The sequence below is a fragment of the Pseudooceanicola sp. LIPI14-2-Ac024 genome (assembly GCF_042188925.1).
Taxonomy (GTDB): Bacteria; Pseudomonadota; Alphaproteobacteria; order Rhodobacterales; family Rhodobacteraceae; genus Pseudooceanicola.
This window is the reverse complement of the sequence record NZ_CP170102.1, coordinates 3387505-3400145: the sequence shown is the minus strand read 5'-3', so window position 1 is coordinate 3400145 and position 12641 is coordinate 3387505. Positions and strand designations below refer to the sequence as shown.

Sequence of the window (12641 nt, the reverse complement as noted above, 5' to 3'; positions counted from 1 at the left end):
TCCGCCCATGCTGTCCTTTCGCCAGCTCGAAGTCTTTCGCGCCGTGATCCTCACCGGGTCGATCAGCGGTGCCGCGCACCAGTTGGGGATCGCGCAGCCGACCGTCACCAACACGCTGCGTCGGCTGGAGGACGTGCTGGGCACGCCGCTCTTCGACCGCTCCGGCGCGCGCCTGAAACCGACGGCGACCGCGCGGCAGATCTTCGAAGTCGCCTCGCCCACGCTGAATGCCTTCGAGCAGCTGTCGGACACGGTGATGGAGGTCGTGCGCGGCCAGCACACGACCTTCCGCATGGGGGTCTCGCCCTCGGTCAGCCAGGCGCTGGCCCCGCGCACGCTGGCGCTGTTCGCCAAGTCCCGGCCGGGCACCAAGCTGCGGATGGACACCCTGTCGATGAAGCAGAACCGCGACTACCTCTGGCTGGCCGAGGGCAACTGCACGGTGACGATCTTTCCGCTCGACGATCCGGGTGTGCGGTCGTTCCACGTGTCGTCCATCGGGATGGTCGCCGTGGTGCCGAGCGACCATCCGCTGGCGGTGCAGGACAGCGTGTCGATCCACGACCTCGACGGTGAGCCGCTGGTCTTCTTCCACCCCAACACGCCGCACGGCAAGCTGGTGCACCGCATCTTCGACGAGGCCCGGATCAAGCCGAACATCGCGATCGAAACGCGCTTTGCCGAAACCGCGCCCCACCTGATGCGCGAGGGGTTCGGCATTGCCCTGCAGGACGAACTGACCAGCCTCGGCGTACTGAACCCGCGCCTGAAGGTTCTGCCGCTGATCGAGACGCCGCGCCAGCCGGTGCTGCTGCATTGTCGCGCCGACACCGCCGGAGAGCCCGACATCGCGCTGGCGCTCAGCTGCCTCGTGCAGGCGATCCGCGAGTTGGGGTTCCCGGACGAATACGACCCGGCCACATAGGCACTTAGCCGCGCGCTATGCCTTTCCATAGCCTTCTTTGTAGACCCGGCCGCCCTGACCCTTAGACAGTGTCGGGCAATTTCGGGAGGACGAGGAAGGCCATGACCAGCATCACCCAGGAGCAACGCGCAGCCTGCGCCGCCGCCCAGGCCGAGGGCCTGCCCTTCGCGATCTACCGCGAACCCCATGGTTCGGCCTTCACCGCCGTGGTCGCGACCGCGCAGCCCGTGCTCGTCCCGATCTTCGGCAGCCCGCGGGTGCCCGGGTTCGTCATGTGCCCGTTCCGGACCGAGGACGGCGCCGAGGCCTGGCTGATGCCGGCCGATGTGCTGGTGACATCGGAAGGGCCGGTGTTCCGCGACGGCACGACCTTTGCCGCTGCCCCGGTGACCGAGGACCAGCGCCGCATCACTGCCGCCGGCACGATCGCGCCCCTGCGTGCGTCCGCCGATGCCGACGCGCCCGCGCCGACGCCGCGCGCGGCCTACGAGGCGCGGGTAGCCCGCGCCGTGGCCGCGATCAAGGCGGGCGGCTGCGACAAGATCGTCCTGTCGCGGATCGAGCCGCGCGACCTGAAACCCGAACACGACCTCTGCGCCCTGGCCGAGGCACTTGGCCGGGCCCATCCGCACGCCTTCGTCTCGCTCGTCAGTTCGTCCGTCACGGGCACCTGGCTGACCGCCACGCCCGAGGTGCTGCTGAGCGTCGATGCGCAGGTCGTCCGCACCATGGCGCTGGCCGGCACGCAGTGGCCCGCGCCGGGCACCGACCTGGCGACGCTGCAATGGCCGCAGAAGATCATCGACGAACAGGCGCTGGTGGCCGACTTCATCCGCGACGCCTTTGCGGCCGAGGGCATCGGCGGCGTCGAGGAGACCGCGCCGGGCACGGTGCAGGCCGCGAACCTCTGCCACCTGCGGTCGGACTTCGAGGCACCTGCCGCCAACCCCGTCGCGCTGGCGGGACTGCTGCGGCGCCTGCATCCGACCTCGGCCGTCTGCGGGATGCCGCGGGCCGAGGCCCATGCGTTCATCCTTGAGGAGGAGGGCGACACGCGGTCGTTCTATACCGGTTACCTGGGCCCGGTGAACCTGGAGGGGCGGACGGCGCTCTATGTCAACCTGCGGTCGGCGCGGGTCGCGGGCAACCGCATCTTCCTGCATGTCGGCGGCGGGATCGTCGCCGCCTCGGACCCGGCGCTGGAGTGGGAAGAGACCGTCGAAAAGACCCGGACCATCGCGCAGGTGCTCTAGGCACCCGGCCGGGTTTCGGTCGCCGACAACAGGCCCGTCGCGGATCACAATCCCGTGCGGGTCCTTTGCCTGCTGGCTTTCCGCCGGTGGTCGGCAGAAAGGCGCGCACCGCATGACGCTACGGCATAACGAAAAATCCGGTCAACCCCATAATTCCGCATAGCGGTATATATTATTACTATGCGGCAGTAGGGGAGTTTACATCCCCTTAACCTCTTCGTAGCTTGCCGCCGATGCAGGGGAGGAGTGACCCAAGGTCGGGTCCGCCTGCACCCAGATGGAGGACTTTCACATGACGCTTAGACTCAGCGCCGCGCTCTGCGCGATCGCTCTTGCTGCGCCTGCCGTGGCGCAAGAGGTGAAGCTGCCGGGCCAGATCAGCTGGACGGCCTACGACCTCGGCTCGGCCGGCTACAACCAGGCCGTGGCCATCGGTTCGGTCCTGAAAAGCCAGTATGGCACCAACCTGCGCGTTCTGCCCGGCAAGAACGACATCGCGCGGTCGGAACCGCTGCGGCAGGGCAAGGTCGACTACTCGGCCACCGGCATCGGCGGCACCTACATGGCCCAGGAAGGCGCGTTCGAATACGGCGCCGAGAACTGGGGCCCGCAGGCGGTCCGCGTCCTGCTGGCGAACCAGGGCCCGATCGGCCTGTCGGTCGGCGTCACCCGCGCGGCCTGCGAAAAGGTCGGCAAGCCGGACTGCGAAGGCTTCACCTACGCCGACCTCAAGGGTCTGCGCGTCGGCGAGGTCCGTGGCGCACCGGCGCTCAACGTCGCGATGGAAGCCTACCTCGCCTACGGCGGCCTGACCTGGGACGACGTCGAGGTCGTGGAATTCGGCGGCTACGGCGACAGCTGGAAAGCGCTTGGCTCGGGCCAGTCGGACGCGGCCTTCGCGGCGACGAACTCGGGCTTCTCCTACGAGCAGGAAACCAACCCGAACGGCCTGTTCTGGCCGCCGATCGACGCCAACGACACAGCCGCGATCGAGCGGATGCAGTCCGTGGCGCCTTACTTTGCCCCGGGCCATGCCAACGTCGGCGCGGGTCTTGACGGCACCGACGGGATCGAGACGGCGAAGTACCCCTACCCGATCCTGATCACCATGGCCGACAAGGACGCCGAGGAGGTCTACAACCTCGTCAAGGCGATGGTCGAGCACTTCGACGAGTACGACGGCGACGCACCGGGCATCGGTGGCTGGGCGCTGGACCTGCAGAACATGTCTTTTGTCGCCCCCTACCATGACGGCGCCATCAAGTACTTCAAGGAAGCCGGCGTCTGGACCGACGAAGCGCAAGCCCACAACGACGATCTGATCGCGCGCCAGGAGGCCCTGGCCAAGGCGTGGGAAGAGCTGAAGGCCGAAGGCCCGTCCGACTGGGCCGAAGCCTGGGCCGCGAAGCGCAAGGAAGCGCTCGAGGCCGGCGGCTTCAAGGTCGTCTTCTGATCGAGTGGCCAGCACATGACCGACAAGACCGCTCACGAAGATCACGGCCTCTCTCCCGATGACGGGGAGGCCGCGGCCGCCAAGATCGTTCCGGGGCCGCAGCGCGCGGTGATCATCGCCGCGACTCTCGCCGGAATCGTGCTGGCCATCTACCAGCTCTTCCAGTTCCGCCAGTTCGGCGTGGTGCTGGAGGGGCGCTACCTCTACGTCCTGGCCGGACTCTTCCTGTCGATCAGCTTCCTGATCTACAGGGCCCGGCCGGGCGACAACGGCCCCGCACCGTGGTACGACTGGCTGCTGGCAGCCATCACCGCCTGCGTGGCCGGCTATTTTGCCTGGACCGCCGATGTCTCGCTCGAACAGGGGTGGGAATACGCGGCGCCGGACACGGCCCGCTGGGTCTCCCTCCTGTTCTGGCTGCTGGTGCTCGAAGCGACGCGGCGCGCGGGCGGCTTCGTGCTGTTCCTGATCGTACTGGTGATCTCGCTCTACCCGACCTTCGCCGGGTGGATGCCGAACCCGCTGAACGGTTTCCAACAGAGCTTCTGGGACACGATCCCGTTCCACATGATCTCGGCCGAAAGCTCCTTCGGGATCCCGATGAAGAGCTTCGGGCAGCTGGTGATCGGCTTCATCCTGTTCGGTGCGGTCCTCGCCCGGACGGGTGGCGGCGCGTTCTTCAACGACCTGGCCTTCTCGCTCGTCGGCCAGTTCCGCGGCGGTGCGGCCAAGGTCGCGATCTTTGCCTCGGGCCTGATGGGCTCGATGTCGGGGTCGGTGATCTCGAACGTGCTGTCGACCGGGGCTGTTTCGATCCCGACGATGAAAAAGACCGGCTTCTCGCCGCAGACCGCCGCCGCGACCGAGGCCTGCGCCTCCACGGGCGGCGTGCTGATGCCGCCGATCATGGGGGCCACCGCCTTCATCATGGCGTCGTTCCTGGGCCTGCCTTACGTCGAGATCGCGCTGGCGGCGGCGATCCCCTCGCTGCTCTACTACTTCGGCCTCTTCACCCAGCTCGATGCCTACGCCGCACGGCGGGGCCTCAAGGGCGTGCCGCGGGCCGAACTGCCGAAACTGGGCAAGACGCTGGCCTCGGGCTGGACCTACCTCTTCGTCTTTGCCCTGCTGATCTACATGATGGTCTCGCTCCGGCAGGAGACGCTGGCACCGTTCTACGCCACCGGCCTGCTGCTGCTGCTCAACCAGATCCTGCCGGGCAACCGGCTGAGCTGGCGCGGTGCGGGGGATGCGATCGTCGGCACCGGCGGCGCACTTGCGGAACTGACCACCATCCTGCTGGGCGTGGGACTGATCGTGGGCGCGTTCTCGGCCACCGGTCTTGCCGGCACGCTGGTCAACGACCTGATCTTCATGGCCGGCAATTCGACCCTGGCCCTGCTGGTGATGGGGGCGATCACCGCCTTCGTCTTCGGCATGGGGATGACGGTCACCGCCTGCTACGTCTTCCTCGCCGTGGTCCTGGCCCCGGCGCTGGAGCAGATCGGCCTGAACCGGATCGCGATCCACCTCTTCATCCTCTACTGGGGCATGGTCAGCTACATCACCCCGCCCGTGGCGCTCGGCGCCTTCACGGCGGCGACGCTGGCAGGGGCCAAGCCCTTCAAGGTGGGGATGGAAGCGATGCGTCTCGGCGCGGTGATCTACATCATCCCGTTCTTCTTCGTGCTTGACCCGGCCCTCGTCGGCCAGGGCACGCCGACCGAGATCGTGGTGGCGCTGGCCGCGGCCATGCTGGGCGTCTGGTTCATCTCGGGCGGGTTCCAGGGCTACATCACCTTCTGCGGCGCTCTGCCCCGCAGCGCCCTGGGGATGACGATGCGCGTGCTGCTGGTCATCGCGGGTGTCGCGATGGCGGTGCCGGGCAACGAGGCCCTTGGCCTGACGCACCTCGGCACGGCGATCGTGGGGGTCATCCTGGCAATCCCGCCGTTCCTGGTGGCCTACCTCGGCGACCGGCGCAGCGCGGCGGTCTGACCCAAGGCGATCATCCGGGGCGCGCAGGTGCCCCGGACGGACAACAAAGAACGCCGCCGGCCCGACTGGGACGGCGGCGTTTCTCTTTGCCGGGGCTGGGGGCCGGAGCCCTAGAAATCCCAGTCTTCGTCTTCGGTCGCGACGGCCTTGCCGATGACATAGGACGAGCCGGAGCCCGAGAAGAAATCGTGGTTCTCGCTGTCGGGCGACAGGGCCGCCATGATCGCCGGGTTCACGCGGCAGGCCTCTTCCGGGAACAGGGCCTCGAAGCCGAGGTTCTGCAGCGCCTTGTTGGCGTTGTAGTGCAGGAAGTGCTTCACGTCCTCGGTCAGGCCCAGCGGATCGTAGAGCTGTTCGCTGTAGCGCGCCTCGATGTCGTAGAGGTCGAAGAGCAGCGCGAAGGCGAAGTCCTTGAGCTCGTTGCGGTCCTTTTCGGACAGGCGCTCCATGCCGCGCTGGAACTTGTAGCCGATGTAATAGCCGTGGATCGCCTCGTCGCGGATGATCAGGCGGATCAGGTCGGCGGTGTTGGTCAGGCGCGCGCGGCTCGACCAGTGCATCGGCAGGTAGAAGCCCGAGTAGAACAGGAACGACTCGAGAAAGACGCTGGCGATCTTCTTGCGCAGCGGGTTCGAGGTGGCGTCGTATTCGTCGAGGATCAGCCGGGATTTCGCCTGGAGATGCTCGTTCTCGGCCGACCAGCGGAACGCCTCGTCGACCTCGGAGGTCTGGCAGAGCGTCGAGAAGACCGACGAGTAGCTGCGGGCATGCACCGCCTCCATGAAGGCGATGTTGGTCAGCACCGCTTCTTCGTGCGGGGTGATCGCGTCGGGCATCAACGCGGGGGCGCCGACGGTGTTCTGGATCGTGTCGAGCAGGGTCAGACCGGTAAAGACCCGGATGGTCAGCTGGCGCTCGTCGTCGGTCAGCTGCGACCAGCTCTGGATGTCGTTCGACAGCGGCACCTTCTCGGGCAGCCAGAAGTTGACGGTCAGCCGGTTCCAGATCTCGAGGTCCTTATCGTCCTGCAGGCGGTTCCAGTTGATGGCGCGGGGGACGGAGCGGGTCTGGGTCATGTCTTTCATTGGATCGGTCCTTCGGGTGTGCGGCGGTGCGTGCAGAGCACGCACCCTACGGGCGGACGGTAGGGTGCGTGCTCTGCACGCACCGGCCCGGTCAGAGCGAACAGGACACGCAGCCCTGCACCTCGGTGCCTTCGAGGGCCATCTGCCGCAGGCGGATGTAGTAGATCGTCTTGATCCCCTTCTTCCAGGCGTAGATCTGCGCCCGGTTGATGTCGCGGGTCGTCGCCTCGGCCGGGAAGAACAGCGTCAGCGACAGGCCCTGGTCGACGTGGCGGGTGGCCGCGGCATAGGTGTCGATGATGGCCTCTGGTCCGATTTCGTAGGCGTCGCGGTAGTATTCGAGGTTGTCGTTCGTCATGTAGGGCGCGGGATAGTAGACCCGGCCGATCTTGCCTTCCTTGCGGATCTCGATCTTGGCGGTGATCGGGTGGATCGAGGAGGTGGCGTTGTTGATGTAGCTGATCGAGCCGGTCGGCGGCACCGCCTGAAGGTTGCGGTTGTAGAGGCCGTCCTGCATCACCGCCTCTTTCAGCGCGGCCCAGTCGGTGCGCGTCGGCAGGGTGATCCCGGCATCGGCAAAGAGCGCGACGACGCGGTCGGTTTCGGGCAGCCAGTCACGGCCGACGTAATCGTCGAAGAAGCTGCCGTCGGCGTATTTCGACGTCTCGAACCCCTTGAAGATCACCCCCTTCTCGCGCGCGATGGCGTTCGAGGCGCGAAGCGCATGGTAGAGCACCGTGCAGAAGTAGATGCTGGTGAAATCGATCCCCTCGGGCGAGCCGTAGTGGATGCGCTCCCGGGCGAGGTAGCCGTGCAGGTTCATCTGGCCGAGGCCGATGGCGCGGCTTTCGTCGTTGCCCTTGCGGATCGAGGGGACAGAGTCGATCGCCGACATTTCGCTGACCGCGTTGAGGGCGCGGATCGCCGCCTCGACCGTGGCGCCGAGGTCGCCGCCGTCCATCGCGCGGGCGATGTTCATCGAACCGAGGTTGCACGAGATGTCGGTGCCCATCTGGGCGTAGGACAGATCCTCGTTGAACTCGGACGCCTCGTTCACCTGGAGGATTTCCGAGCAGAGGTTCGACATGGAGATCCGGCCCTGGATCGGGTTGGCGCGGTTGGCGGTGTCCTCGAACAGGATGTAGGGATAGCCGCTTTCGAACTGGATCTCGGCGATGGTCTGGAAGAACGCGCGGGCGTTGATCTTCTTCTTCCGGATCTTCGGGTTGTCGACCATCTCGTGGTAGTGCTCGGTCACCGAGATGTCCGAGAACGGCTTGCCGTAGACGCGCTCCACGTCATGCGGCGAGAAGAGGTACATGTCCTCGTTCTTCTTCGCCAGTTCGAAGGTGATGTCGGGGATCACCACGCCGAGCGACAGGGTCTTGATGCGGATCTTCTCGTCCGCGTTCTCGCGCTTGGTGTCGAGGAAGCGCAGGATGTCGGGATGGTGCGCGTTCAGGTAGACCGCCCCCGCCCCCTGCCGCGCGCCGAGCTGGTTGGCGTAGGAGAACGAGTCCTCGAGCAGTTTCATCACCGGGATCACGCCCGAGGACTGGTTGGCGATCTGCTTGATCGGCGCGCCGTGCTCGCGAATGTTGGTCAGCATCAGGGCCACGCCCCCGCCGCGCTTGGACAGTTGCAGGGCCGAGTTGATGCCGCGCCCGATGCTTTCCATGTTGTCCTCGAGCCGGAGGAGAAAGCAGGACACGAACTCTCCCCGCGCCTTCTTCCCGGCGTTCAGGAAGGTCGGCGTGGCGGGCTGGAAGCGACCGTCGATGATTTCTTCCATGATGCGCATGGCAACGCCCTCGTCCCCGCGGGCGAGGGTCAGCGCGACCATCACGACGCGATCCTCGAACCGTTCGAGGTAGCGCTGCCCGTCCCAGGTCTTGAGCGTGTAGGAGGTGTAGTACTTGAACGCGCCGAGGAAGGTCGGGAAGCGGAACTTCTTGGCCCAGGCCGCATCCCAGATCCGGGCGATGAAGGCGCGGTCGTACTGGTCGATGACGGCGGCCTCGTAATAGCCGTTCTCGACCAGGTAGCGCAGCTTTTCGTCCAGCGAGTGGAAGAAGACCGTGTTCTGGTTCACGTGCTTGAGGAAATACTGGCGCGCGGCCATCCGGTCGGCATCGAACTGGATGTTCCCCTCGGCGTCGTAGAGGTTCAGCATCGCGTTCAGCGCGTGGTAGTCGAGGTCGGTCGTCAGGCTGGCGTCGAGCATGTTTGGTTCCAGAATGTCTCAAGCCCCGCGCGGACGCGGGCGATGTCGGTGTCGGTCCCGGCCAGCTCGAAGCGGGTCAGCACGGGGACGTTGCATTTGCGGGCGATGACCTCGCCCGCGAGGGCGAAGGTCGTGCCGAAGTTCCGGTTGCCGCCCGCGATCACGCCGCGCAGGCGGGCCCGGTGTTCGGGCTGGTTCAGGAAGCGGATCACCTGCTTGGGCACCGCGCCCCGCCCCTCGCCATCGGCGAAAGTCGGGGTGATCAGGACGAACTCGACCGCCGGGTCGGGCAGCGGGTCAGTCGACCTGAGGGGGATGCGCAGCGCCGGCAGGCCAAGCCGCTCCACGAAGCGGGCGGTGTTGCCCGATCCGGAAGAGAAGTAGACCAGGCGCGCCGCAACCCCCATCGGGTCAGGAGAGCCGGCCGATCATGTCGGGACGGAAGCCCGCCCAGTGATCGTCGCCCGCGACGACGACGGGGGCCTGGCGGTAGCCCAGTTCCTGCACCAGCGACATGGCGTCGTCGTCCTGGGTCAGGTCGATCACGTCGAAGACGAGGCCGCGGGCCTCGAGCGCGCGGGTGGTGGCGGTGCACTGCACGCAGGCGGGCTTGGAATATACGGTGATGGTCATGCTCGTCCCCTTGTGGTTCTCTCTGGCGCGCGAGGGGACACGAAACCGGGGCGCAGAAGGCACCCTGGCACGCGCCCGGGCCCTCCGCCCGCGGTCGTCGTCTATGTCGCCCAGGCAGGTTTCCTGGCTTGCGGCTCAACTGCCGGAACCCGCCTTCCCGGTGCTGGGCACCAGTGGATCCGGGTCCTGGCTTGCCACTTACAGTTGCGGGGGCAGCGCCGGAGTTGCACCGGCTTCCCTCTTCCCGCGAGTCACCTCGCGAGCACCAAAGGCAACATCATCTTGGTGCGAACCGGACATGGGTGTCAACATATGGGATGCCCGCGCGCGGCAAATTTTCCGCGCGCGGGGACCGGGTGTGGCAGTCGTGCCGGTCAGGCGGGCACGGCGGTCTGGATGAAGTCGCGCACGAAGGCGGTCTGCGGACGGGCGAGGATGTCGCGCGGCGTGCCGACCTGTTCCAGGCGACCCATCAACATGACTGCCACGACGTCCGCCAGCGCCAGCGCCTCTTCCTGGTCGTGGGTGACGAAAACGGTGGTGAGCCCGGTGGCATCGTGGATCTCGCGCAGCCCCGCCCGCAGGTCCTTGCGCACCCGGGCGTCGAGCGCGCCGAAAGGTTCGTCGAGCAGCAGCATCCGCGGCTCTGTCGCCAGCGCCCGGGCAAGCGCCACGCGCTGTCTCTGCCCCCCGACAGCTGCGAGGGATACCGCCCGCCGATGTCCGGCAGCTGGATGAGGTCGAGCAGCCGCGCTACCCGGCGGGCGATCTCGTCCCGGGTGGGCCTGGTGCGGCGCGGGCGGGCGCGCAGGCCGTAGGCGACGTTCTCGGCCACGGTCATGTGGCGGAAGAGCGCGTAGTTCTGGAACACGAAGCCCGCGCCGCGTTTCTGCACCGGCGTCCCGGTCGCGTCGCGCCCGTCCAGCAGGACACGGCCCGAGCTGGGCGTCTCAAGCCCCGCGATGATCCTGAGCAGCGTCGTCTTGCCCGAGCCCGATGGCCCGAGCAGCGAGACCATCGCGCCGGAGGCGATGGAGAGCGACACCGGCTGCAGCGCGCGGGTGCCGGCAAAGTCCTTGGCGATCTCGTCGATTTCGATGTGCATGGGTCTACTCCCGGGGGGTCAGTGGCGGCGGGTGGCGGCCAGCAGGTCCGCGTGGCGCCATTCGAGGAAACTCTTGAGGGCAAGGGTCAGCAGCGCGAGCGCCGCCAGCAGCGCCGCCATCGAAAAGGCGGCGGCGGTGAGGTACTCGTTGTAAAGCATCTCGATCATCACGGGCATGGTGGTGGTCTGGCCCCGGATCTTGCCCGAGATCACGGCCACCGCCCCGAATTCTCCCATGGCCCGCGCATTGCAGAGCAGCACGCCGTAGAGCAGGGCCCAGCGGACGTTGGGCAGGGTCACGGTGCGGAACATGTACCATCCCCCCGCGCCGAGCGTCAGCGCCGCCTCTTCCTCGGCCCGGCCCTGTTCAGCCATCACCGGGATGAGTTCGCGCGCGACGAAGGGGAAGGTGATGAAGAGCGTGGCGAGCAGCAGGCCCGGAAAGGCAAAGACGATCTTGAGGTCATGCGCCTGGAGCCAGGGCCCGAGCACACCGTGCGTGCCGTAGAGCAACACCAGCGCCAGGCCCGCGACGACCGGGGAGACCGAGAATGGCAGGTCGATCAGGCTGATCAGCAGGGCCTTGCCGCGAAAGTCGAACTTGGCGATGGCCCAGGCTGCGGCCAACCCGATCGCGGCGTTCAGCGGCACGGCGATGGCGGCCACCAGCACGGTCAGGCGGATCGCGGCGCGGGCATCGGGTTCGGCCAGGGACGCGATGCTGGCCGCCAGCCCGTCGCGCAACGCCTCGGCAAAGACCACCGCCAAAGGCGCGATCAGCAGGACGAGGGTCAGCGCCAGCGTGCCGAGCGTGAGGGCGAGGCGCAGGGTGGGCGCCTCGGTTGTGGCCCGCGTCGGGGCGCGCAGGGTCTGGTCAGCCATGATCGCAGCTTTCGACAAGGCGGCGTGGACGCGCGGCGCGGCGACGGGGACGCAGGGCCACCGTGATCCCGAGCGTCAGCACCAACGGCGGCAGACCGAGCCAGCAGAGCAGCACCGGCCCCCATCCTGCCCCGGCGGCCCAGAACGCGCCCGCGCCCACGACACCGGCCAGCCCCGACAGCAAGGCCAGCGCGACACCGCCGCCGGGCGGCACGCGCCGGTCGTCGGCGCGGCGGCGAAGGGGGTGATATCCGTCAGACATGTCCGATCCTCCTGCGGTTCCAGACTTGCAAGGCGTTGATAAGCAGCAGCATCGCAAAGGCGATGCCCAGCATGGCGAGGCCGATCGCGACCGCGCCGTCGTAGTCGTATTCCTCGAGCCGGATAACGATCAGCAGCGGCGCGATCTCGGTCTGGCCGGGCAGGTTCCCGGCGATGAAGATGACCGACCCGTATTCCCCGACCGACCGCGCCAGCGCGAGGGCGAAACCGGTGGTCAGCGCGGGCGCGAGCGTCGGAAAGACGACGCGCCGCAGGGTCCTGAGGCGCGAGGCGCCGAGCGTGGCCGAGGCCTCTTCCCACTCCGGGTCGATCTCGTCGATCACCGGTTGGACGGTCCGCACCACGAAGGGCAGTCCTACGAAGACAAGCGCGATCCAGATGCCCGCCTCGGCATAGGCGACGCGGATGCCGAGCGGTTCGAGAACCTGGCCGAAGACACCGTTCGGGGCGTAGAGTGCGGTCAGCGCGATCCCGGCCACCGCCGTCGGCAGGGCAAAGGGCAGGTCAACGGCGGCGTCCACCAGGCGCCGGCCGGGAAAATCGTAGCGGGCAAGAACCCAGGCCAGCCCCAGCCCGAAAACCGCGTTGAAGAGCGAGGCGATCAGCGCCGCCCGGAACGACAGCATCAATGCGGCCTGCACGCGCGGCGACGACAGCTTGTCCGCCACCGCCGCGGGCCCCATGGAAAACCCCGCGCCCAGAAGCGCCGCCAGCGGCAACAGCACCACCAGCGTCAGCGCCCCCAGCAGGATGCCCATGCCAAGGCCGAACCCCGGGAGGGGAGAGCTCCGGGCGGCCATG

At 67.5% G+C, this 12641-nt stretch carries 11 protein-coding genes, 1 pseudogene and 1 riboswitch; of the genes and pseudogenes, 4 read left to right on the top strand and 8 right to left on the bottom strand.

Translation table 11 applies throughout. The features are described 5' to 3' along the window. Positions 1–7: 7 nt before the first annotated feature. The 4 genes from ACE2AC_RS16615 to ACE2AC_RS16600 all read left to right on the top strand — a co-directional run bounded on the left by ACE2AC_RS16615 (position 8) and on the right by ACE2AC_RS16600 (position 5629). Entirely contained in the window at positions 8–925 is a 918-nt protein-coding gene (locus ACE2AC_RS16615; RefSeq protein WP_375688535.1) for a LysR family transcriptional regulator, read from the top strand. A gap of 101 nt (positions 926–1026) precedes the next feature. Next, the gene (locus tag ACE2AC_RS16610; RefSeq protein ID WP_375688534.1) at positions 1027–2178 is read left to right on the top strand and encodes a chorismate-binding protein; all 1152 of its coding nucleotides are present in this window, start codon (positions 1027–1029) and stop codon (positions 2176–2178) included. Positions 2179–2470: 292 nt separating this feature from the next. Beyond that, positions 2471–3631: a TAXI family TRAP transporter solute-binding subunit gene (locus tag ACE2AC_RS16605; RefSeq protein ID WP_375688533.1), complete on the top strand. Its 1161-nt coding sequence runs from the start codon at positions 2471–2473 to the stop codon at positions 3629–3631. 15 nt (positions 3632–3646) lie between these two features. Continuing rightward, entirely contained in the window at positions 3647–5629 is a 1983-nt protein-coding gene (locus ACE2AC_RS16600) for a TRAP transporter permease (protein ID WP_375688532.1), read from the top strand. Positions 5630–5739: 110 nt separating this feature from the next. On the opposite strand, the gene nrdF is transcribed toward ACE2AC_RS16600, so the two are convergent. From nrdF to cysT, 8 genes and pseudogenes are all read right to left on the bottom strand, one after another. Beyond that, on the bottom strand, positions 5740–6714 hold the full coding sequence (gene nrdF, locus ACE2AC_RS16595; protein ID WP_375688531.1) for a class 1b ribonucleoside-diphosphate reductase subunit beta: 975 nt from the start codon (positions 6712–6714) through the stop codon (positions 5740–5742). A gap of 91 nt (positions 6715–6805) precedes the next feature. Further along, positions 6806–8938, bottom strand: coding sequence for a class 1b ribonucleoside-diphosphate reductase subunit alpha (gene nrdE / locus ACE2AC_RS16590; protein WP_375688530.1), 2133 nt, complete (start codon positions 8936–8938; stop codon positions 6806–6808). Beyond that, entirely contained in the window at positions 8920–9345 is a 426-nt protein-coding gene (gene nrdI / locus ACE2AC_RS16585; protein WP_375688529.1) for a class Ib ribonucleoside-diphosphate reductase assembly flavoprotein NrdI, read from the bottom strand. Before nrdI ends, nrdE begins: the two co-directional genes overlap by 19 nt. Before the next feature lie 4 nt (positions 9346–9349). Further along, the gene (gene nrdH, locus ACE2AC_RS16580) at positions 9350–9571 is read right to left on the bottom strand and encodes a glutaredoxin-like protein NrdH (RefSeq protein WP_375688528.1); all 222 of its coding nucleotides are present in this window, start codon (positions 9569–9571) and stop codon (positions 9350–9352) included. Positions 9572–9666: 95 nt separating this feature from the next. After that, a riboswitch (cobalamin riboswitch) is annotated at positions 9667–9856 on the bottom strand. A gap of 89 nt (positions 9857–9945) precedes the next feature. Beyond that, positions 9946–10676: pseudogene (locus ACE2AC_RS16575) on the bottom strand (sulfate/molybdate ABC transporter ATP-binding protein). Positions 10677–10694: 18 nt separating this feature from the next. Beyond that, entirely contained in the window at positions 10695–11558 is an 864-nt protein-coding gene (cysW, locus tag ACE2AC_RS16570) for a sulfate ABC transporter permease subunit CysW (protein ID WP_375688527.1), read from the bottom strand. Beyond that, positions 11551–11820, bottom strand: coding sequence for a hypothetical protein (locus tag ACE2AC_RS16565; RefSeq protein WP_375688526.1), 270 nt, complete (start codon positions 11818–11820; stop codon positions 11551–11553). Before ACE2AC_RS16565 ends, cysW begins: the two co-directional genes overlap by 8 nt. Continuing rightward, the gene (gene cysT / locus ACE2AC_RS16560) at positions 11813–12640 is read right to left on the bottom strand and encodes a sulfate ABC transporter permease subunit CysT (protein ID WP_375688525.1); all 828 of its coding nucleotides are present in this window, start codon (positions 12638–12640) and stop codon (positions 11813–11815) included. Before cysT ends, ACE2AC_RS16565 begins: the two co-directional genes overlap by 8 nt. Position 12641 lies beyond the last annotated feature (1 nt).

Bases quoted from the DNA above. Each gene is read 5' to 3' on its own strand.
- ACE2AC_RS16615 (WP_375688535.1), top strand. From the start codon at position 8: ATGCTGTCCTTTCGCCAGCTCGAAGTCTTTCGCGCCGTGATCCTCACC.
- ACE2AC_RS16610 (WP_375688534.1), top strand. From the start codon at position 1,027: ATGACCAGCATCACCCAGGAGCAACGCGCAGCCTGCGCCGCCGCCCAG.
- ACE2AC_RS16605 (WP_375688533.1), top strand. From the start codon at position 2,471: ATGACGCTTAGACTCAGCGCCGCGCTCTGCGCGATCGCTCTTGCTGCG.
- ACE2AC_RS16600 (WP_375688532.1), top strand. From the start codon at position 3,647: ATGACCGACAAGACCGCTCACGAAGATCACGGCCTCTCTCCCGATGAC.
- nrdF (WP_375688531.1), bottom strand. From the start codon at position 6,714: ATGAAAGACATGACCCAGACCCGCTCCGTCCCCCGCGCCATCAACTGG.
- nrdE (WP_375688530.1), bottom strand. From the start codon at position 8,938: ATGCTCGACGCCAGCCTGACGACCGACCTCGACTACCACGCGCTGAAC.
- nrdI (WP_375688529.1), bottom strand. From the start codon at position 9,345: ATGGGGGTTGCGGCGCGCCTGGTCTACTTCTCTTCCGGATCGGGCAAC.
- nrdH (WP_375688528.1), bottom strand. From the start codon at position 9,571: ATGACCATCACCGTATATTCCAAGCCCGCCTGCGTGCAGTGCACCGCC.
- cysW (WP_375688527.1), bottom strand. From the start codon at position 11,558: ATGGCTGACCAGACCCTGCGCGCCCCGACGCGGGCCACAACCGAGGCG.
- ACE2AC_RS16565 (WP_375688526.1), bottom strand. From the start codon at position 11,820: ATGTCTGACGGATATCACCCCCTTCGCCGCCGCGCCGACGACCGGCGC.
- cysT (WP_375688525.1), bottom strand. From the start codon at position 12,640: ATGGCCGCCCGGAGCTCTCCCCTCCCGGGGTTCGGCCTTGGCATGGGC.